Source organism: Streptomyces kronopolitis (genome assembly GCF_050953795.1).
GTDB classification, from domain to species: domain Bacteria; phylum Actinomycetota; class Actinomycetes; order Streptomycetales; family Streptomycetaceae; genus Streptomyces; species Streptomyces kronopolitis_A.
The window spans coordinates 2,202,627-2,223,118 of sequence record NZ_CP191850.1; the positions used below are offsets into that span (position 1 = coordinate 2,202,627).

Here is a 20,492-nt window from a genome sequence, read left to right on the forward strand (position 1 = left end):
AGGGGACTCACAGGGTGTTGATCCAGTTGGTCAGGAGCTGGGCGCCGGCGTCGCCGGACTTCTCGGGGTGGAACTGGGTGGCCCACAGCGGGCCGTTCTCGACCGCGGCCACGAAGCGCTCGCCGTGCGTGGCCCAGGTGACCTTCGGCGCGGTGAGATGGGGGTTGGTGACCTCCAGCTCCCAGTCGTGCACCGCGTAGGAGTGCACGAAGTAGTAGCGGGCGTCGGCCGGCAGCCCGGCGAAGAGCTGGGAGTCCCCGGCGGCCTCGACGGTGTTCCAGCCCATGTGCGGGACGACGTCGGCCTTGAGCGGGCCGACCGTGCCGGGCCACTCGTCCAGGCCCTCGGTCTCGACGCCGTGCTCGATGCCGCGGCCGAAGAGGATCTGCATTCCGACGCAGATGCCCATCACGGGGCGTCCGCCGGACAGCCGGCGGCCCACCAGCCAGTCGCCGCGGACCTCCTTGAGCCCGGCCATGCAGGCGGCGAACGCGCCGACGCCGGGGACCAGCAGCCCCTCGGCGTTCAGCGCCCGGTCGAAGTCCCGGGTGATCTCCACGTCGGCGCCGACGTGGGCCAGGGCGCGTTCGGCGGAACGGACGTTGCCGAAGCCGTAGTCGAGGACGACGACCTGCTTACGGCGTGCGGAGGCGGTCAATTCCACACCTCCAGCCGGAGCACGCCGGCGGCCAGGCACAGCGCCGAGCCGATGGACAGCAGCACGATCAGGCTCTTGGGCAGCTGCTGCTTCCAGAAGGAGTAGACGCCGCCGAGGAGGAACAGCCCGAGCAGGATGAAGACGGTGGACAGGCCGTTCACGGCTAGAGGGCTCCCTTGGTGGACGGGATGATGCCGGCCGCCCGCGGGTCCCGCTCGCTGGCGTAACGCAGCGCCCGGGCCAGTGCCTTGAACTGGCACTCCACGATGTGGTGGGCGTTGCGGCCGTACGGGACGTGGATGTGCAGCGCTATCTGGGCCTGGGCGACGAACGACTCGAAGATGTGCCGGGTCATCGTCGTGTCGTAGCTGCCGATCATCGGCGCCATGTTCTCCGGCTCGGTGTGCACCAGATACGGGCGGCCGGAGAGGTCCACGGTCACCTGGGCCAGCGACTCGTCCAGCGGGACCGTGCAGTTGCCGAAGCGGTAGATGCCGGACTTGTCGCCGAGGGCCTGCTTGAAGGCGGCACCCAGCGCGAGGGCGGTGTCCTCGATGGTGTGGTGGGTGTCGATGTGCAGATCGCCGTCGGTCTTGACCTTCAGGTCGAACAGACCGTGCCGGCCGAGCTGGTCGAGCATGTGGTCGTAGAAGCCGACACCGGTCGACACCTCCACGTCGCCCCGGCCGTCGAGATCGATCTCGACGAGCACGGACGTCTCCTTCGTGGTGCGCTCCACGCGCCCTACGCGGGTCATCGCTTGCTCTCCTTCAGTACTGCACGGACCGCGTCGAGGAACGCGTCGTTCTCGGCCGGGGTGCCCGCGGTGACCCGCAGCCAGCCCGGTACGCCGTTGTCACGGACCAGCACGCCGTGGTCGAGGATCGCCTGCCAGGTGGCGTGCGCGTCGTCGAAGAGACCGAACTGCACGAAGTTGGCGTCGGAGTCGACGACCCGACAGCCGGCCGCCCGCAGCTCGGTGACCAGGCGGTCGCGCTCGGCCTTGAGCTGCTCGACGTACTTGAGCAGGGTGTCGGTGTGCTCCAGCGCGGCGAGCGCGGTGGCCTGGGTGACGGACGAGAGGTGGTACGGGAGCCGGACGAGCTGGACGGCGTCGACCACGGCGGGGTCGGCGGCCAGATAGCCCAGCCGCAGTCCGGCGGCGCCGAATGCCTTGGACATGGTCCGCGAGACCACCAGATTGGGCCGGCCCTCGATCAGCGGCAGCAGCGAGGGGCGGTGGCTGAACTCGCCGTAGGCCTCGTCGACCACCACCAGCGCCCCGGCGCCGTCGGCCCGCGCCGCCTGCGCGGCGTCGTACAGCGCGAGCACCGTGTCCGCCTCGACGGCGGTGCCGGTGGGGTTGTTCGGCGAGCAGATGAAGACCACGTCGGGCCGCTGCGCGGCGATGGCCGCCCGCGCCGCCTCGACGTCGATGGTGAAGTCGTCGTGGCGCGGGCCGGAGAGCCAGGCGGTGCCCGTGCCGCGGGAGATCAGCCCGTGCATGGAGTACGACGGCTCGAAGCCCAGGGCCGTGCGGCCGGGGCCGCCGAAGGTCTGCAGCAGCTGCTGGAGGACCTCGTTGGAGCCGTTGGCGGCCCAGACCTGGTCCGTGCCGAGGGGGTGGCCCGTGGTGCGGGTGAGGTAGCGGGCCAGCTCGGTGCGCAGCTCGATCGCGTCCCGGTCGGGGTAGCGGTTGAGCTGGCGGGCGGCCTCGGTCACCCGCTCGGCGATCCGCCGGACCAGCGGTTCGGGCAGCGGGTAGGGGTTCTCGTTGGTGTTCAGCCGCACCGGGACGTCCAGCTGCGGCGCGCCGTAGGGCGACTTGCCGCGCAGCTCGTCCCGGATGGGGAGGTCGTCCATCCGGGACACGGCGGGGGTGCGGGTCACGTGCGTGCTCACTTGCTCTGCGGGACCTTCCAGTCACTGTGCCGGTCTCGTTCGCCTCCGGCAAAACGGGCCTTGACCGCGGCGCCGTGGGCCGGGAGGTCCTCGGCCTCGGCGAGGGTCACCACGTGGTGGGCGACCTCGGCCAGCGCGTCGCGGGAGTAGTCCACGACATGGATGCCGCGCAGGAAGGACTGCACGGACAGACCGGAGGAGTGGCAGGCGCAGCCGCCGGTGGGCAGGACGTGGTTGGACCCGGCGCAGTAGTCGCCGAGCGAGACCGGGGCCCAGGGGCCGACGAAGACCGCGCCGGCGTTGCGGACCCGGGCGGCGACGGCGGAGGCGTCGGCGGTCTGGATCTCCAGGTGCTCGGCTCCGTAGGCGTCCACGACCGTCAGGCCCTCGTCGATGCCGTCGACCAGGACCGTCGCGGACTGCCGGCCGCCCAGCGCCTCGGTGATCCGCTCGATGTGCTTGGTGGCGCCCACCTGGCGCTTGAGGGCGGCGTCGACGGCGTCGGCCAGCTCGGTGGAGTCGGTGACCAGCACGGCGGCGGCCAGGGTGTCGTGCTCGGCCTGGCTGATCAGGTCGGCGGCGACGTGCTCGGGGTCGGCGGTGGCGTCCGCGAGGACCGCGATCTCGGTGGGGCCGGCCTCGGCGTCGATGCCGATGCGGCCCTTGAGCAGGCGCTTGGCGGAGGCGACGTAGATGTTGCCGGGGCCCGTGACGAGGTTGACCGGCCGGCACTCCTCGGTGCCGTAGGCGAACATCGCGATGGCCTGGGCGCCGCCGGCCGCGTAGACCTCGTCGACGCCGAGCAGGGCACAGGCGGCGAGGATCGTCGGGTGCGGCAGGCCGCCGAACTCCTTCTGCGGCGGGGAGGTGACGGCGATGCCGGTGACGCCGGCCTCCTGGGCCGGGACGACGTTCATGACGACGGAGGACGGGTAGACCGCGAGACCGCCGGGGACGTAGAGGCCCACCCGCTCGACGGGCACCCAGCGTTCGGTGACCGTGCCGCCGGGGACGACCTTGGTGGTGACGTCGGTGCGGCGCTGCTCGCGGTGGACGATGCGGGCGCGCCGGACGGACTCCTCCAGGGCGGCGCGCACGGCCGGGTCCAGCCCGTCGAGCGCCTCGCGCAGGGCCTCGGCGGGCACCCGTACGCGGGTGATCTCGACGCCGTCGAACCGCCGCGCACAGTCGATCAGCGCCGCGGTGCCGCGATGGCGTACGTCCTCGCAGAGGGGCCGCACCTTCTCCAGGGCGGCTTCCACGTCGAACTCGGCACGGGGCAGCAGATCGCGCAGGGCGCCGCCCTCGGGGAGGGCGTCACCGCGCAGGTCGATTCGGGAGATCACCCTCCCAGTGTCTCAGACCCGCTCCCGCGGCCGACCGGTCGTATCACTCAGTGATACACAGCGGCGCGCACCGCGGACGCACCGTGACCCGGCCGTTCGAAGTTGACCGGAGTTGGCCCTGACCACGCGTGTTCAAGCAGACACGGGGCGGGAAAGGGCCAGCTGACGGCGTACGGGGACGCCTGTGGGACGCCATGGGACCGGTGCACGAAGTGCGTCCGAACAGGTTGCGACACACCACGGGACCGAAAGGGGGATCCACCGTGACCGAGCCCGGGGACGGCGACGCGCCCGCCGACCTGCAACTGACATCCGCGGAATGGAGCATGTGGCAGGCCTTCCGCAACGGCAGCACCTGCGATCTGCACATCGGCGACCCGGCCCGCGACGACCCGCACGGGCAGCATCTGTGGGGCCCCGAGCGCCGGGTGCGCGCCCGGGTCGTGGCGCTGCTGCTGCTCGACGGCCCGCTCCCGCAGCCGGGGCGGGTGGCCGCGCTGCAGCTGACCGGCGCGTACATCACGGACACTCTCGACGTTGCGGGCGGCACGATCAAGCCATTCGTGGAGCTGCGGGACTGCCGCTTCGAGGCCGAGGTGGTGCTGCCGGAGAGCCACTTCACCACCCTGCGGATGGTGAACTGCGCGATACCCCGGCTGGAGGCGGCCCGGCTGCACACCGAGGGCGATCTCCATCTGCCGCGCTGCGTGGTGCACTCCGGCATCCGGCTCACGGACGCGCAGATCGGCACCGACCTGATGCTCAATCAGACCGTGGTGCACAAGGACCGCCAGGGCCGCTCGGTCATGGCGGACGGGCTGACCGTCGCCCAGGATCTCCAGGCCGAGATGATGGAGTCCTACGGCGAGCTGTCGCTGCGCGGCGCCACCATAGGCGTCTCGCTGAGCCTGCGCGGCAGCCGGCTGTGCAACCCGTTCGGCCGCCGGGCGCTGAACGCCCCGCAGCTGACCGTCGAGCGCACCCTCTACCTGACCGCCGCGGGCCTGGCGAACTCCCCGTTCTCCAGCAACGTCACCCCCCCGTACGGCATCGGACAGACCCCCTCGCGCGGTACCCGGGTGCAGCGCTTCGAGTGCGAGGGCGGGATGCGGCTGGACGACGGGCGCTTCGGCGACGCGGTCGACTTCGAGAACGCCCGGTTCGTCATGGAGGCCGACCAGGAGCTGTCGCTGCGCCGGATCCAGACGCCCGAGCTGCGGTTCCTCGGCGAGCGCCCGCAGCGCGGCCGGGTGATCCTCTCCGGCGCCCGGGTGGTCAACCTCATCGACAAATCGGCGAGCTGGCCGGGGCTGGGCGGGCTGTGGATGGCCGGCTTCTCCTACGAGACGCTGATCCCGCGCGGCCACTTCCCGCTGGCGCTGCGGCTGCAGTGGGTGGCGGCGGCCACCCCGGAGTACGCGCCCGAGCCGTACGAGATGCTGGCCGCCTCGCTGCGCAGCACCGGCGAGGACGCCGACGCGCGCGAGGTGCTGCTCGCCAAACAGCGCCGGCGCCGCGAGACGCTGCCGCTGGCGGCGAAGGCCTGGGGGATCCTGCAGGACTGGACGGTGGCCTACGGCTACCGGCCGGGGCGCGCCGCGGTGTGGATGGCGGTGCTGTGGGCGATCGGCACGCTGTATTTCTCGATGTCCCCGCCGCCGCCCCTCAAGGCGGGCGAGGCGCCGCCCTGGAATCCCTACCTCTACTCCCTCGACCTGCTGCTCCCGGTGATCGACCTCAACCAGGGGGCCGCCTGGAAGCCGGACGGCGGGGCGCAGTGGGTGGCCGCGGTGCTGATCCTGGCGGGCTGGGTGCTCGCCACGACGGTCGCGGCGGGCGCCTCGCGGCTGCTGCGGCGGCAATAGCCGGGGGACGGGTGGTGGCCCTGACCGCCGGAGGCTCTAGGCTTACGGGCTGTGACCTCCGTGCGCCTCCCCCTCTTCCCGCTGAACTCGGTGCTGTTCCCGGGACTCGTGCTCCCGCTGAACGTCTTCGAGGCGCGCTACCGGGCGATGATGCGCGATCTGAGCGCGGTGCCCGAGGACGACCGCCGGTTCGCGGTGATCACGATCCGGGACGGCCGGGAGGTCGCCCCCACCGCGCAGGGCATGCCGGACGCCACCCTGCCGGCCGCGGACGGTCCCGCGGCGGGCTTCGGCGACGACCCGATGCAGGCGTTCCACACCGTGGGCTGTGTCGCGGACGCGGCCACCATCCGGGAGAAGTCCTCCGACGACGACACCGGCTACGAGGTGCTCGCCACCGGCACCACCCGCTTCCGGCTGCTGTCGGTGGACGCCTCGGGGCCGTATCTGACCGCCGAGCTGGAGGAGCTGGCGGACGACGACGGGGAGGGCGCGGGCGCGCTGGCCTCCGGTGTCGTACGGGCCTTTCGGACCTATCAGAAGCGGCTGGCCTGGGCGAACGAGCGGACCCTGTCGAGCGGGCAGGACCTGCCGGCCGACCCGTCCGTGCTGTCGTACCTGGTGGCGGCGGCGGCCGTGCTGGACGTCCCCGCCAAGCAGCAGCTGTTGGAGGCGCCGGACGCGGCGACCCGGCTGACGCAGGAGCTGACGCTGCTGCGCCAGGAGTCGGCGCTGCTCGGTAAGCTCCCGTCGCTGCCGGCCGTGGATCTGACCAGGCAGCCGACCCACCCCAACTGACCCTCCGCGGCCCGGCCCCGCGCGGGTCGCCGGGCCCGGACGAGTGAGGCGTTTTCCGCGGTGCCGAAGAAGACGAAGCAGAAGAAGGACGGACAGCCCGCGGGCGGCACGCCCGCGACGGTGGCGCTCACCGCGTCCGGCGTCCCCTTCACGGTGCATGCCTACGCGCACGACCCGGCGGCCGCCTCGTACGGCGAGGAGGCCGCGAAGGCCCTGGGAGTCGCGCCCGAGCAGGTCTTCAAGACGCTGCTCGCGGAGGTCGACGGCACGCTGACGGTCGCCGTGGTGCCGGTGTCGGGGTCGCTGGACCTCAAGGCGCTGGCGGCCGCGGTGGGTGGCAAGCGGGCCGCGATGGCCGATCCGGCGGCGGCCGAGCGCAGCACGGGGTACGTGCGGGGCGGGATCTCCCCGCTGGGACAGCGCAAGCGGCTGCCCACGGTCGTGGACGCCTCCGCCCAGGGCCGGCCGACGGTGTGTGTCTCGGCCGGCCGGCGCGGCTTGGAGGTCGAGCTGGCGCCGGCGGACCTGGTGGCGCTCACGGGCGCCCGGGTCGCGCCGATCGCGCGGAGCTAGGGGGCCGGCCGTGGGGACGGCCGGCCCGTGCGCGTCAGGGGGCGGCGGGCGGCTCCGGCGCGGGCGGCTCCTCGCGCCGGTCGTCGTGGCCGCTCCAGTCCACCTCCGGCTCCGGGTCGCGCGGGCCGAACAGTCCGGTCAGCGCCAGCTGGGTGAGCATCGCGGCGATCGGCCAGGCCAGCAGCGCGCCCTTGGCCTGGAGCCGCAGCGGCCCGGAGAAGGTCACCCCGGGGCCGACCTCCTTGGCGTGCGCGGCCACGTCGGGGGTGGGGCCCAGCCACATGCCCGTCACCCAGCCCACCGCCGCGCCCAGCAGCCCGCCCACGACCAGCGCCACGACCAGCGGGATCCCGCCGCGGCGGCGCACCAGGAAGACCACGGCGGCGCTGAGCACGCCGAAACCGAGGGACAGCAGGACGAAGGTGCCGTCCGCGCCGATCGCCTCCTCGCCCTCGGTGTTCTTCAGGTAGACGTTGCGGGTGTCCGCGATCAGCGGGATGTGCGGGGCGAGCCAGTTCCACAGCAGCCCGAGCAGCACCCCGCTCACCGCCACCAGGAGCGCGATCAGCGCGCCCTCGCGCAGCTCACGTGCCAGCTCGGGGCCGACGGATCCGCCGTGGTCACGGGGCTCGGCGGTGGACCCGTGCCCTTCGGCGGGCGCGGCCGGGGGATGCTGCGGCTCGTCGGGCGGTTGGTTGTCGCGGGGCGTCAGCGGTGCGGTCACCCCGTCATCGTGCCAGGTGGGGCCGGTGGGACCGGCGGCAGGACGCCCGTTCGAGGGGCCGGAGGCGGTCATCGGGTGGCCGCCCGCCGGTAGGCCCAGGTCGCGACGGCCAGCGAGAGCACCCCGACGGCCGCGCAGACGCCCAGGTCGGTGCCGACCGCGAACCAGTCGGGATGCGGGTCGAAGCTGCGCGACAGCGCCTCCACCCCGTAGGTCGACGGCAGCAGATCGCGGGCCCACCCGATCACCTCGGGCATCCGCCCGGCCGGCAGCACCCCCAGCAGCAGCGCCGCCGACATCCCCAACTGGCCGCAGAGCGTGGCGAGTTCGGGACGCGGGGCGAGCAGGCCGAGGGCCGCGCCCAGACCGGCCAGCGCCGCCCCGGAGAGCGGGATCACGGCGGCCAGCACCCACAGGTGGGCCATCGGCAGCTGGAAGAGCACACAGCCGGTGACCGCGGTGACGACCGTCCCCGGCACGGTGAAGGAGGCGTAGGCGCCGGCGGCACCGAGCACCACGGCGGCCGGCGGCACCGGGAGCGTCGCGTAGTGGTCGAGCCCGCCGCCGGCCCGCAGCTGGCCGAAGTACTGGGCGAGGAGGTTGAGCGCGACGAAGGCGACGACCAGCACGCTGGAGCCGGAGACCACCGAGCGCGCCGGGTCACCGCTGTCGACCACCCCGCGCAGCAGGATCATGATCCCGACGGACTGGAAGGTGGCGACGAACAGCAGCGGGATCCGGGCCACCCGGGCCCGGGAGAGCTGGGCGCGGTAGACGGCGCCGAGCGCGGGCCCGAAGCGGGTGCGGGGCGCCAGCGGGGCGGCACCGTCCCCGGTCCACGCCCCGGCACCGGCGCCGGGGGCCGCACCGGCCACCGCCTGCGCGGGAACCACACTCACTCTGTCACCGAGCCTTTCGTTCCGTCTGTTGTGTGCGCGCGGTCCGTGCCGTCCGCGCACCGTCCGCGCTCCTCGGTACGTGCGCCGGGCCCCGCGCCGTTCATGCCTTGACCAGGCCCTCCCCGCGGCCGCCGAGGGCCAGGTAGACATCCTCCAGGCTCGGCGTGGCGAGGGTGAAGTCGTCGAGGGCGGCGAAGGCGGGCCCCGAGGTGACGGCGGCGACGGCGGCGCGGGCCCGGTCGGCGGGCAGCCGCAGGGTCCAGCGGCGGCCGGCGGCGTGCGCGGCGGCGGCGAGGACGGCGACCTCGGGCACGTCCAGTGGCGGGCCCTCACGCCACACCAGCTCCAGCCGGACCTCCTCGCTCACCATTTCCTTCAGTCCCCCGGGCGTGTCGCAGGCGATCACCCGGCCCCGGTCGATCACCGCGACCCGGTCGAGGACGCTCTCGGCCTCCAGGACGTTATGGGTCACCAGCACCACCGTGACCCCCCGCTCGGCCCGCCGCCGGTCGACCGCGGCCCACACGGCACGCCGGGCGACCGGGTCCATCCCGGTGGTCGGCTCGTCCAGCACCAGCAGCGGCCGCTCGCCGATCAGTGCGGTGGCGAAGCAGGCCAGCCGCCGCTGCCCGCCGGACAGCTGCTTGAGGGCACGTCCCGTGAGGTCCGCCAGGCCCAGCTCGTCGATCACCGCGTCCCGCTCGGCCCGCGCCTCGCGGGCGCCGAGACCGCGCAGCCGGCCGGTGGTCTCCACCGCCAGCGCGACCGTCATCTCGTCCAGCGCCGTGGACTCCTGGCCCAGGTAGCCCAGCAGCCGGGCGGCCCGCTCGGGGTGTCGCACCAGGTCGTGGCCCAGGACGGCGATGCTGCCGGAGTCCGGGCTCAGCAGGCCGGTCAGCTGGCGTACCAGGGTGGACTTGCCGGCGCCGTTGGGGCCGAGCAGTCCGAAGATCTCGCCGCGGCGCACCTCCAGGGTGATGCCGTCGTTGGCGCGTACGGCGGGCGCCTGTGCCGCGCCGCGGCGCCCGCGCGTCGCGGAATACGTCTTGACCAGGTCCCGCACGGCGCACACCGGCACTCCGCGCTCCACCTGTTTTGCGCCCGTCCTCACGAGCTATGAGGGTACGCGTCCCCGGACCGCCCCCGGCCCGCGGGGCTCCGGCGGCGAGCCGGACCGGGGCCGTCAGTCGGCGGCCGGGGCGTGCCCGGCGGCCGTGCGCAGATCGACCTCCCGCCAGAATCCGGCCCGGATGGCATAGCGGTCGTGCTCGTCGATCTGGTCGTCCTTGTGTGCCAGCAGCCCGAAACGGGCGGCGTAGCGCAGCAGTTCGCCGTCGATGCGGTGCGGGATGCGCGGGTACTCCGTCGACAGCTGGGCCAGATGCGCGGTGTCGAAGAGCCGGTCGGTCCAGCGGCGGGCGAAGACCTGGCCCACCTCGAAGGGGTCGCCGCTGACGGCGGTGATGTCCTCCTCGCGGTCGGCCCAGCGCTGCTCGGCGCTGGTCAGCTGGGCGAGGGTCGGCAGGCCCGCGGTCGCCTCCGGTTCGCCGACCGGGCCGCCGCGCTCGACCCAGCCCTTGTCGGACGACCAGCGCAGGGTGGCGCCGGCCGCGGCCCCGGGCCGCTCGGCGCCGGGCCCGGGGCCCTGCTGGGCGGGGCCCTGGCCCGCGGCGTGCGCCCGGCCGAGCCCGGCCAGGTCCTTGGGGGTGGGCACGACCCTGGATCCGGTGCCCGCCTCGCCGCCGGCCGCCGCGGCCCGCTCGGTGCCGGCCGGCGGGCGGACGATCCCGTTGGCGCCGCTGTGTTCATGGGTGTGCTCGGCGGACTCCGTGCTCGCGGCGGCGGCGGCCGCCGCGGCCCCGGACTCGGGCAGCGGGGCGGAGAGGATCGCGGCGATCTCCGGGCGCGGCGCGGGCGGCGGGGCGCAGGGGCCGCCGAGTTCCTTGGCGCGCACCGCGCGGGTGATCCAGGTGCGGTCCAGCACCCGCCGCTCGTCGGCCTCGGCGACCAGGTCCTCGGACTGGTTGTAGTCGCCGTCCGCGGCTTGGACGGCCCACAGGTGGACGGCGACGCCGTGCTCCTTCGCGGACATCAGCCCGGGCAGCAGATCGCCGTCGCCGGTGACCAGCACGATGTCGGAGCAGGCGCGGTTGCGGGCGAGTTCGGTCAGCTCGGCGTGCATGGCGGCGTCCACGCCCTTTTGTGCCCAGCGGCCGTCGCTGCGGGTCAGGGCGCCCAGCCGGACCGTGACCCGGGGCATCACCCGCAGCCGGCGGTGCTCGGGCTGCGGGACGCGGTCGGGGGCGCCGTCGAACCAGTAGATGCGCAGCAGCGGGCGTTCGGTGTCCGCCTCGGCGCGCTGGCGCAGACCCTGGATGAGAGCGGCGTGGTCAACGGTGATCCGGGACCGGGCGGGCTCTCCGGCGAGCAGACTCGCGGCGGCACCGAGCAAATACCCGGCGTCCACCAGGACGACGCAGCGATCCACGTTCCACCCTCTTCCTGAATGAGGTGCTGAAAGTCCGGTCGCCCCCCGGCTCGGCCCATGGCACGAGTTTTCTTCGGCTTTCCTTGGAGTCTGCCCGACCGTACGGGCGTTATCAGCCCGAACTCGATCATCGGCGTGGCGGATTCGGCGGGGATCTCGGGTACAGCGTGTGATCGGTCGCTTTACGCACGGTAATTGCCCGAAATGCAGGTGTCTGTCCGTCGTGTAAGTCTGGTTCCGGCCCGGATCCCGATTCCCCACCAGGAGGCAAGATCATGGCCAAGGACAAGAAGCAGGACCGCAGCCGGCAGCAGAAGACGGCATCCGCGGCCGAGCGCGGCCAGCAGGAAGCCCAGCGCTCCAGCCTCGAGGCACAGTCCCAGGCACGCTCCCAGGCCCAGGGCAGCCCGGCAGATGTTGCACGCAAGCACCAGCGGCGCTTCGGTCACAACTGACATCCACCGCACGGCAGTTGAGGGGCGCGCCCGCGTCGGGCGCGCCCCTCGGGCACTGGAGCGGTGTCGTGCGGCCGGCGGTCAGCCCGCCAGGCAGGACGGGCCGAGCAGCACCTTCAGATCGCCGAACAGCGAGGGGTCGGGCGTGACGCGGTGCCGGTCCAGCCGGAGCAGCGTCGTCTTGCGCGACCCGAGCAGCTTGATCCGCACCTCGGTGGAGCCGCGGTGGCTGCTGAGCACCTCGCCGAGCTTCTCGACCATCGGCGGGGTGACCTTGACCGTCGGAATGGTGATCGTCACGGGGGCGTTGGTGCCCGCCTCGGAGAGGTCGGGGACCATCATCTCCATGGCGACCAGCCGGGGGATGTCCTCCCGCTTGTCGAGCCGGCCCTTGACGAAGACCACGGTGTCCTCGACGAGTTGGGTCGACACCAGCTGGTAGGTGGCCGGGAAGAACATGCAGTCGATGGAGCCGGCCAGGTCCTCGACGGTGGCGATCGCCCAGGCGTTGCCCTGCTTGGTCATCTTGCGCTGGAGGCCGGAGATGATGCCGCCGATGGTGACGATCGAGCCGTCGGAGTAGTCGCCGCCGGTCAGCTGGGAGATGGCGGCGTCCGCCTTGTCGGACAGGACGTGTTCCAGGCCGAAGAGCGGATGGTCGGAGACGTAGAGACCGAGCATCTCGCGCTCCTGGGCGAGCAGGTAGGTCTTCTCCCACTCGATGTCCGAGAACTCGATGTCCAGGCCGAAACCGGGGCCCTCCTCGGCGCCGGCGTCGCCCATGCCGCCGAAGAGGTCGAACTGCCCCTCGGCCTCCTTGCGCTTGACCTGGACCACGTTGTCGATCATCGGCTCGTAGTGCGCCGTCAGGCCCTTGCGGGTGTGGCCCATCTCGTCGAAGGCGCCGGCCTTGATCAGGGACTCGGTGGTGCGCTTGTTGCAGACGACCGCGTCGACCTTGTCGAGGTAGTCGGGGAAGGAGGAGTACTTCCCCTTGGCCTTGCGGCAGCGGATGATCGAGTCGACGACGTTCTGGCCGACGTTGCGGACCGCGGTGAGGCCGAAGAGGATCACGTCGTCACCCTGGGCGGCGAAGTTCGCCTCCGACTCGTTGACGTTCGGCGGCAGCACCTTGATGCCCATGCGCCGGCACTCGTTGAGGTAGACCGCCGACTTGTCCTTGTCGTCGCGCACGGAGGTCAGCAGCGCGGACATGTACTCGGCCGGGTAGTTGGCCTTGAGATAGGCGGTCCAGTAGGTGACCAGGCCGTACGCGGAGGAGTGCGCCTTGTTGAAGGCGTAGCCGGCGAACGGGACCAGGACGTCCCACAGGGCCTGGATGGCCTGGTCGGAGAAGCCCTTCTTCTTCGCGCCCTCCTGGAAGAGCACGAAGTTCTTCGCCAGTTCCTCGGGCTTCTTCTTGCCCATGACGCGGCGGAGGATGTCGGCCTCGCCGAGGGAGTACCCGGCGATGATCTGGGCGGCCTTCTGGACCTGCTCCTGATAGACGATCAGGCCGTGGGTCAGGCCCAGGACCTCCTTGAGCGGCTCCTCCAGCTCCGGGTGGATCGGGGTGATCTCCTGGAGGCCGTTCTTGCGCAGCGCGTAGTTGGTGTGCGAGTCCATGCCCATCGGGCCGGGGCGGTACAGCGCCGAGACGGCGGAAATGTCCTCGAAGTTGTCGGGCTTCATCAGCCGCAGCAGCGAGCGCATCGGGCCGCCGTCGAACTGGAAGACGCCGAGGGTGTCACCGCGGCAGAGCATCTCGTAGGTCTTGGGGTCATCCAGCGGGACCGAGAGCATCTCCAGATCGATGCCCTTGTTCTTCTTCACCATCTTGACGGCGTCGTCCATGATGGTGAGGTTGCGCAGGCCCAGGAAGTCCATCTTCAGCAGGCCGAGCGACTCGCACTGGGGGTAGTCCCACTGCGTGATGGTGACGTTGTCGGTGTGCCGCACCCAGACCGGGGCGTGGTCGACGATGGGCTCGCTGGACATGATCACGCCGGCCGCGTGCACACCCATCTGACGGACCAGGCCCTCGACGCCCTTGGCGGTGTCGATGACCTTCTTGACGTCCGGCTCGCTCTCGTACATCCCCCGGATCTCGCCCGCCTCGCTGTAGCGCGGGTGCTTGGGGTCGGTGATGCCGCTGAGGTCGATGCCCTTGCCGAGGACGTCGGCGGGCATGGCCTTGGTGAGGCGGTCGCCCATGGCGTAGGGGTAGCCCAGGACGCGCGCGGAGTCCTTGATGGCGTTCTTGGCCTTGATCTTGCCGTAGGTGCCGATCATGGCGACCTTGTCGGCGCCGTACTTCTCCGTGACGTACCGGATGACCTCCACGCGCCGACGCTCGTCGAAGTCGATGTCGACATCGGGCATGGAGACGCGCTCGGGGTTGAGGAACCGCTCGAAGATCAGTCCGTGGGTGATCGGGTCGAGGTCGGTGATGCCCATGGCGTACGCCACGATCGAGCCGGCCGCGGAGCCACGGCCGGGGCCGACCGCGATGCCGTTGTTCTTGGCCCACATGATGAAGTCGGCGACCACGAGGAAGTAGCCGGGGAACCCCATCTGGATGATGATGTCCATCTCGTACTCGGCCTGCTTCTGGCGGTCCTCGGGGATCCCGCCCGGGAAGCGGCGCTTCATGCCGACCCGGACCTCCTCCTGGAACCAGGTGACCTCGGTGAAGCCCTCCGGGATGTCGAACTTCGGCATCAGGTCGCGCTTCTCGAACATCCCGGACGGGTCGATCTGATCGGCGACCAGGCGGGTGTTGGCGCAGCCCTCCTGCCAGGCGTCCGAGGAGTCGATGGCGTACATCTCGTCCGTGGACTTGAGGTAGTAGCCCGTGCCGTCGAAGCGGAAGCGGTCCGGGTCGGAGAGGTTCTTGCCGGTCTGGATGCACAGCAGCGCGTCGTGCGCGGTGGACTCGTGCGCGTAGGTGTAGTGCGAGTCGTTGGTGACCAGCGGGGGGATGCCGAGTTCCTTGCCGATCTTCAGCAGGTCGTCGCGGACCCGGCGCTCGATCTCGATGCCGTGGTCCATCAGCTCCAGGAAATACCGGTCCTTGCCGAAGATCTCCTGATACTCGCCCGCGGCCTTGCGCGCCTCGTCGTACTGGCCCAGGCGCAGCCGGGTCTGCAGCTCACCGGAGGGGCAGCCGGTGGACGCGATCAGGCCCTCGGACCACTGGGCGATGGTCTCCTTGTCCATCCGCGGCCACTTCGTCAGCCAGCCCTCGGCGTAGGCGTCCGAGGAGAGCCGGAAGAGGTTGTGCAGACCGGTCTTGTTCGCCGCCCAGATGGTCTTGTGGGTGTAGCCACCGGAACCGGAGACGTCATCGCGCTTCTGGTGCGGCTGGCCCCACTGGATCTTGCGCTTGTTGCGCCGCGACTCGGGAGCGACGTACGCCTCGATGCCGATGATCGGCGTCACGTCGGCCTTCTGCGCGGAGTGGAAGAAGTCGTAGGCGCCGTGCAGATTGCCGTGGTCGGACATCGCGATGTGCGTCATGCCCATCTCGTTGGCCGCCTTGAACATGTCCGACAGCCGCGCCGCTCCGTCCAGCAGGGAGTACTGGGTGTGGACGTGCAGATGGGTGAACGGGGCCTTGGACGCGGCAGCCACAGCGGGGGACCTCCACAGAGCGGTCGGCGGGGCGCTCCCGGTGCGAGCCGGGGGCCGGGGGAACGGTGTCGAAGTCTACGACTCCTGACTGACAACCGGCGGGCACGCGCGAGTAGCCTCACCCGTTGTCAGTGACAGACCGCGACCCGATCGGTCACGGCGCCCCGAACCGTTTTCCGCACTCCAGGAGGCACCCAGCGATGCCGTCCCAGCACGCCCCGGCGCAGGACGCCGAGCAGCGCGGCGAGGAGATCCTCGCCGTCTTCGACACCGCCTTCGGAGAGCTGCTCGCCGCCGACCCCGCGGCCTTCCGCGTGAAATTCCGGAAGATGGCCGCCTCCGCTTTCGCCTTCTACCGGGGGACGGCCTGTCTGTTCTACCGGGACCTGGAGGACGGGGCCGCGGAGGGCGACGGCAAGGACAACGGCCCGTATCTGGACGAGCGGACCGGCCGGGTGTGGATCCACGGTGATCTGCACGCCGAGAACTTCGGCACGTACATGGACTCCACCGGCCGGCTGATCTTCAACGTCAACGACTTCGACGAGGCCTACGTCGGCCCGTTCACCTGGGACCTCAAGCGCTTCGCCGCCTCGGTCGCGCTGATCGGCTACGCCAAGGCGCTCAGCGACAAGCAGATCACCGACCTGGTGCGCACCTACGCCGCGGCCTACCGGGAGCGCATTCACGCCCTGGCCTCCGGAGGGACCGGCGCCGACCGGGAGGAGCTGCCGCCGTTCACGCTGGACACCGCCGAGGGCCCGCTGCTGGACGCGCTGCGCGACGCCCGCGCGCGCACCCGCTTCGCGCTGCTGGACTCGATGACGGAGATCCGCGACTTCGAGCGCCGCTTCGCGCCGGGCGGCGGCAGCGTCGAGCTGGACGCGGCCACCCGCTACAAGGTGCTCGCCGCCTTCGACGGCTATCTGGAGACGCTGCCCGAGTCGAGCCTGGACCGCCCGGACTCCTACCGCGTCAAGGACGTCGTGGGCCGGCGCGGCATCGGCATCGGCTCGGCCGGTCTGCCCTCGTACAACATCCTTCTGGAGGGCAACAGCGACGCCCTGGAGAACGATGTCGTGATCTACATGAAGCAGGCCCAGACCCCGGCCGTCTCCCGCCACCTCACCGACCCCGCGGCCCGCGGCTACTTCCAGCACGAGGGCCACCGCACGGTGATCTCCCAGCGCGCCCTCCAGGACCACGCCGACCCGTGGCTGGGCTGGACGGAGATCGAAGAGGGAGGGTGCCGGCGAGGCCAGCTGGTCGCCGAGATCTCGCCGTACGCGGTCGACCTGGACTGGTCGGACATCGACGACCCGGAGGAGATCGCGGCGGTGGTGGCCGACCTGGGGCGGGCCACCGCGACCATGCACGGCGCCGCGGACGACGAGAGCGGCCACTCGCTGGTGCCGTTCTCCACGGAGCGGGCGATCGACGCGGCCATCGCCGCCGACGAGGAGGGCTTCGCGGCGCTGCTGGTGGACTTCGCGCACTCCTACGGCGCCCGCGCCCGCGCCGACCACCAGATCTTCGTGGACCTCTTCCGCAACGGCCGGATCCCCGGCCTCTAGCCGGCCGCCGGGCGGGGCCGCGGCGGGCGGCCGGAGGGTGCCGTACGCAGCCGGTTTCCGGGTGCGTACGGCTCCGGGCCCCCTTAGCCACCGCTTATCCCGCCCCATGGCACACTCGGCTGCAATGGACACCTCGGCGGCACCACTGCGGGCACTGCGCGCGGCGCTCTTCACGGCGCTGTGCGTGACGCTGTCCGCGGCGTCCCATGTGCTGCTGTCCCGCATGCCGCTGCCGCCGGCCACCGTCGGCGCGCTGTGCGCCGCCGTGTTCGTGATCGCCTACGCGCTGGCCGGTCCCGAGCGCGGCTACTGGCGGATCGCGGCCCTGCTGGTCCCCCTGGAACTCGCCGCCGACCTGGTCTTCAGCCTCGGTCAGCACGCCTGTTACGGGGAGGCCGGCGGCCCGCTGCACTCGCTGGGCGTGGAGCTGCTGTGCGGCGGCAGCCCGGTCGGCACCCCGCTGGCGGCGCCGCCCGGGGAGAGCCCCTCGCCCGTGGCGACCTGGGGCGTGCTGCTCGCGGCGCATCTGCTCATCGGACTGCTGGCGGCCGGCTGGCTGCGCCGCGGCGAGGCCGCGCTGCACCAGCTGCTGGGCGCGGTGGCCGGCTTCGCCTTCCGCCCGCTGCTGATCGCCGTTGCGGTCATCGGCGCCACCGCCGCCCCGCGCCGCCCGGCGCCCGCCCCGGCCCGGGCCGACCGCCCGGCCCGTGCCGCCCCCCTGCTCGTGCACTGTGTGGTGCGCCGTGGACCGCCCTGCACGCTCGCTGCGTGAGCCTCGCGCCCGCGCAGCCGGCGACCCCGTGATCCCCGGGTACACCGCCGACCGCACGCACTCCCCGTCCCACGGATTCCCACGGAGCAGGAACCACCATGAGCAACCGCAACAACCAGGCCAACAAGCAGGCGGCGCGCGAGCGGCTGCGCGCCGAGCGTGAGCGGCAGGCGAAGAAGGACAAGGTCCGCCGGCAGCTGATCGTCGGCGGCGCGATCGTCGGCGTCCTGGCGATAGCCGGCACCATCGGCGTGGCCTTCGCCACCATGAACGGCGACTCCGCCGGCGGCGGCGCGAGCGGCGACGAATGGGCCAAGGCGGCGAAGGCCAAGCTGGTCAAGCCGGCGAACACCGGCGGCGCCAACGGCACCACGGTCGTCATCGGCAAGAAGGACGCAAAGAACACCCTGAACCTCTTCGAGGACGCGCGCTGCCCCGGCTGCGCCAACCTCGAACAGAACGTCGGGGAAACCATCGAGAAGGACATCAAGGACGGCAAGTACAAGGCGTCCTACCACCTGGGCACGTTCCTCGACAGCAACCTCCGGGGCACCGGCTCCAAGAACGCGCTGAGCGCACTGGGCGCGGCCCTCGACGTCAGCCCGGACGCCTTCTTGAAGTACAAGTTCGCGCTGTACTCGAAGGAGTACCACCCCGACGAGACCGGTCCGGACAAGTTCGCCGACGACAGCTACCTGCTGAAGGTCGCCGACACCATTCCGGCGCTCAAGGGCAACGCCGCCTTCCGCAAGAACGTCACGTCCGGCACGTACAACCGCTGGGCGATGGAGATGTCCGATGCCTTCAACTCGTTCAAGGACATCACCAGCACCCCGACCGTCAAGCTCAACGACACGGTGCTGGGCACGGACAGCCCGCAGGGCAAGGTGGCCCCGTCCAGCGCCGCCGCCTTCAACTCCATGGTGGACAAGGCCCTGAAGCACTGACGCGGCCGGGCGGCCCGCTCCCGGGCGGGCCGCCCCGCACCCTCGGCCGGCGTGTCCCCCGCACGCCGGCCGATGCCAAATCTTGACCCGGGTTGTGGCCGTGCACATGGCAGACTCCCGCCATGCAGGCGACGGGAGTACGCCCCGGGCCCCGGCCGGCGGCCGTGCCGGGGACTCAGCTCAGGGCGGTGCGGGCGGCGTTGTTCACGGCGCTGTGCGTGACCCTGTCCGCGGCCTCCCATGTGCTGCTCTCCCGCACCCCGTTACCGCCCGCGCCGGTCCTCGCCGTCACCGCCGCCGTGTTCGCCGCGGCCTATCTCACGGCCGGCCGGGAGCGCGGCTACGGCGCCCTCGCCGCGCTGCTGGTGCCGCTGGAGCTGGCCGCCGACACCGTCTTCACCGCCGGGCAGCACACGTGTTACGGCCGGGCCGGCGGCCCGGTCGCCGGGCCGCTGCACTCGGTGGGCGTCGATCTGCTGTGCCGCGGCGGTGAGTGGGGCACCCCGCTGGCGCGGGCCGCCGCCCCCGGTCACACGGCCCTGCCGGCGGCCGCCCCCTGGCTGCTGCTCGCCGTCCACGTCACGGTCGGCCTGCTCGCCGCCGCCTGGCTGCACCGCGGTGACGCCGCCCTGGACGCGCTGCTGCGCGCCGCCGCCGCGGGCGCGATCCGCCCGCTGCGGACCGCGGCCGCGGTGGCCGGCGCGGTATGCGCCCCGGCCCGGCGGCGGATCCGCCCACCGCATCCGCTGCCGCCGGCCCGCCCGCTCCCCCTGCTCGTGCACTGCGTACGGCGCCGCGGCCCGCCCGCCCCGGCCGCCGCCTGACGAGTCCGTACCCAGCCTGCACACCCTTGAGGGGACCCCCATGAGCAACCGCAACAGCCAGGCCGGCAAGGCCGCGGCCCGTGACCGCATCCGGGCCGAGCGCGAGCGTCAGAAGAAGAAGGAACGGCTGCGCCGTCAACTCACCGCGGCAGCCGTCGTGGTCGGCGTGCTGGCGGTGGCCGGCGGCGTCGGCTACGCCGTGCTGAAGGCCAACGAGCCGACGGGCTGGGAGGCCGCCAAGGACGCCAAGCTCGTCACGCCCGCCCACACCCAGGGCAAGAACGGCACCGAGATCCTGATAGGCGACAAGAGCGCCAAGCAGACCCTGGAGGTCTTCGAGGACGTCCGCTGCCCGGCCTGCGCGGCCTTCGAGCAGAGCAGCGGCAAGGCCCTGCTCAAGGACATCGAGGACGGCCGCTTCCGGGCCCGCTTCACGATGTACACCTTCATCGACGACGCCGAGGGCGGCGGCCAGGGCTCGAAGAACGCGCTGAGCGCACTCGGCGCGGCGCTGAACGTCAGCCCGGAGGCCTTCTTGAAGTACAAGTCGGCGCTGTACTCCGTCAAGTACCACCCCGACGAGCGCGAGGACCTCTACGCCAAGGACTCCGAGCTGCTCAAGGTCGCCTCCGACGTCCCCGAGCTGAAGCACGACAAGGCGTTCGAGACCGCCGTCACCAAGGGCACCTACGACCGCTGGGCGACGGAGATGGGCGCGCTGTTCGGCCGCAAGGGCGTCAAGGGCACCCCGACCTTCATGCACGGTGACAAGAAGCTGGAGATGGACCAGATCCCGCAGCGCCGGATGACGCAGGCGCAGTACAACCAGCTCGCCCAGGCCAACTTCGACAAGATGATCGACCGGGAGTTCGGCCCGGCGAAGGGCACCACGGGCGGCGGTGCGGGCAAGGGCGACAGCACGGGAGAAGGTGGATCGAAGGGTATCCGCGAGGGCGAAAAGGACCCCACGGGCGGCCGCTGAGTGCCTTTCGGACAACGGGCGGGCGAATTCCCGGGAATCCCGGGGATCGCCC

Annotated in this window: 19 protein-coding genes; 9 read left to right on the top strand and 10 right to left on the bottom strand. The window is 72.0% G+C overall.

Going from position 1 to position 20,492, the window contains the following annotated elements:
• Positions 1–7 precede the first annotated feature (7 nt).
• From hisH to hisD, 5 genes are read right to left on the bottom strand one after another with little or no spacing between them, the layout of a single operon-like run.
• Positions 8–658 carry an imidazole glycerol phosphate synthase subunit HisH gene (gene hisH / locus ACQP17_RS09630; RefSeq protein ID WP_364876975.1) on the bottom strand — a complete coding sequence of 217 codons (651 nt, stop codon included), beginning with the start codon at positions 656–658 and terminating at the stop codon, positions 8–10.
• Positions 655–819 carry a hypothetical protein gene (locus ACQP17_RS09635; protein ID WP_364876973.1) on the bottom strand — a complete coding sequence of 55 codons (165 nt, stop codon included), beginning with the start codon at positions 817–819 and terminating at the stop codon, positions 655–657. The genes hisH and ACQP17_RS09635 overlap by 4 nt, the downstream gene beginning before the upstream one ends.
• A 2-nt stretch (positions 820–821) precedes the next feature.
• Positions 822–1,415 (bottom strand): imidazoleglycerol-phosphate dehydratase HisB, encoded by a 594-nt coding sequence (hisB, locus tag ACQP17_RS09640; protein ID WP_093644834.1) that lies wholly within the window; start codon positions 1,413–1,415, stop codon positions 822–824.
• Positions 1,412–2,521, bottom strand: coding sequence for a histidinol-phosphate transaminase (locus ACQP17_RS09645; RefSeq protein WP_433859868.1), 1,110 nt, complete (start codon positions 2,519–2,521; stop codon positions 1,412–1,414). Before ACQP17_RS09645 ends, hisB begins: the two co-directional genes overlap by 4 nt.
• A gap of 35 nt (positions 2,522–2,556) precedes the next feature.
• Positions 2,557–3,906: a histidinol dehydrogenase gene (hisD, locus tag ACQP17_RS09650; protein ID WP_433855884.1), complete on the bottom strand. Its 1,350-nt coding sequence runs from the start codon at positions 3,904–3,906 to the stop codon at positions 2,557–2,559.
• Between the two features lie 263 nt (positions 3,907–4,169).
• Between hisD and ACQP17_RS09655 the strand changes: the two genes are divergently transcribed.
• Genes ACQP17_RS09655 through ybaK form a run of 3 tightly spaced genes read left to right on the top strand, consistent with a single transcriptional unit; the run spans position 4,170 to position 7,142 of the window.
• Positions 4,170–5,771: an oxidoreductase gene (locus ACQP17_RS09655; protein WP_433855885.1), complete on the top strand. Its 1,602-nt coding sequence runs from the start codon at positions 4,170–4,172 to the stop codon at positions 5,769–5,771.
• A 51-nt stretch (positions 5,772–5,822) separates the two neighbouring features.
• Complete coding sequence (locus tag ACQP17_RS09660; RefSeq protein ID WP_364876965.1) at positions 5,823–6,569, top strand: LON peptidase substrate-binding domain-containing protein; 747 nt, start codon at positions 5,823–5,825, stop codon at positions 6,567–6,569.
• A 60-nt stretch (positions 6,570–6,629) separates the two neighbouring features.
• Positions 6,630–7,142 (top strand): Cys-tRNA(Pro) deacylase, encoded by a 513-nt coding sequence (gene ybaK, locus ACQP17_RS09665; protein ID WP_433855886.1) that lies wholly within the window; start codon positions 6,630–6,632, stop codon positions 7,140–7,142.
• A 34-nt stretch (positions 7,143–7,176) separates the two neighbouring features.
• On the opposite strand, the gene ACQP17_RS09670 is transcribed toward ybaK, so the two are convergent.
• The 4 genes from ACQP17_RS09670 to ACQP17_RS09685 all read right to left on the bottom strand — a co-directional run bounded on the left by ACQP17_RS09670 (position 7,177) and on the right by ACQP17_RS09685 (position 11,253).
• Positions 7,177–7,866 carry an ABC transporter permease gene (locus tag ACQP17_RS09670; RefSeq protein ID WP_433855887.1) on the bottom strand — a complete coding sequence of 230 codons (690 nt, stop codon included), beginning with the start codon at positions 7,864–7,866 and terminating at the stop codon, positions 7,177–7,179.
• A 68-nt stretch (positions 7,867–7,934) separates the two neighbouring features.
• Positions 7,935–8,765: an ABC transporter permease gene (locus ACQP17_RS09675; RefSeq protein WP_433855888.1), complete on the bottom strand. Its 831-nt coding sequence runs from the start codon at positions 8,763–8,765 to the stop codon at positions 7,935–7,937.
• A 100-nt stretch (positions 8,766–8,865) separates the two neighbouring features.
• Positions 8,866–9,855, bottom strand: a complete 990-nt coding sequence (locus tag ACQP17_RS09680) for an ABC transporter ATP-binding protein (protein ID WP_433859869.1) — start codon at positions 9,853–9,855, stop codon at positions 8,866–8,868.
• Between the two features lie 93 nt (positions 9,856–9,948).
• The gene (locus tag ACQP17_RS09685) at positions 9,949–11,253 is read right to left on the bottom strand and encodes an NYN domain-containing protein (protein WP_433855889.1); all 1,305 of its coding nucleotides are present in this window, start codon (positions 11,251–11,253) and stop codon (positions 9,949–9,951) included.
• Between the two features lie 275 nt (positions 11,254–11,528).
• On the opposite strand from ACQP17_RS09685, the gene ACQP17_RS09690 reads away from it, so the two are divergent.
• Positions 11,529–11,708, top strand: a complete 180-nt coding sequence (locus ACQP17_RS09690; protein WP_189098386.1) for a hypothetical protein — start codon at positions 11,529–11,531, stop codon at positions 11,706–11,708.
• Positions 11,709–11,789: 81 nt separating this feature from the next.
• Here ACQP17_RS09690 and dnaE read toward each other — a convergent pair whose 3' ends face one another.
• A complete protein-coding gene (gene dnaE / locus ACQP17_RS09695) occupies positions 11,790–15,341 on the bottom strand; it encodes a DNA polymerase III subunit alpha (RefSeq protein ID WP_433855890.1) in 3,552 nt (1,183 codons plus the stop codon).
• 200 nt (positions 15,342–15,541) lie between these two features.
• Here dnaE and ACQP17_RS09700 point away from each other — a divergent pair, with 200 nt between their 5' ends.
• The 5 genes from ACQP17_RS09700 to ACQP17_RS09720 all read left to right on the top strand — a co-directional run bounded on the left by ACQP17_RS09700 (position 15,542) and on the right by ACQP17_RS09720 (position 20,440).
• Positions 15,542–16,915, top strand: coding sequence for a DUF2252 domain-containing protein (locus tag ACQP17_RS09700; protein ID WP_433855891.1), 1,374 nt, complete (start codon positions 15,542–15,544; stop codon positions 16,913–16,915).
• A 124-nt stretch (positions 16,916–17,039) separates the two neighbouring features.
• On the top strand, positions 17,040–17,687 hold the full coding sequence (locus tag ACQP17_RS09705; RefSeq protein ID WP_433855892.1) for a hypothetical protein: 648 nt from the start codon (positions 17,040–17,042) through the stop codon (positions 17,685–17,687).
• 98 nt (positions 17,688–17,785) lie between these two features.
• The gene (locus ACQP17_RS09710) at positions 17,786–18,634 is read left to right on the top strand and encodes a thioredoxin domain-containing protein (protein WP_433855893.1); all 849 of its coding nucleotides are present in this window, start codon (positions 17,786–17,788) and stop codon (positions 18,632–18,634) included.
• A 122-nt stretch (positions 18,635–18,756) separates the two neighbouring features.
• Entirely contained in the window at positions 18,757–19,458 is a 702-nt protein-coding gene (locus ACQP17_RS09715; protein ID WP_433855894.1) for a hypothetical protein, read from the top strand.
• A gap of 40 nt (positions 19,459–19,498) precedes the next feature.
• The gene (locus ACQP17_RS09720) at positions 19,499–20,440 is read left to right on the top strand and encodes a thioredoxin domain-containing protein (protein WP_433855895.1); all 942 of its coding nucleotides are present in this window, start codon (positions 19,499–19,501) and stop codon (positions 20,438–20,440) included.
• Positions 20,441–20,492: the final 52 nt, after the last annotated feature.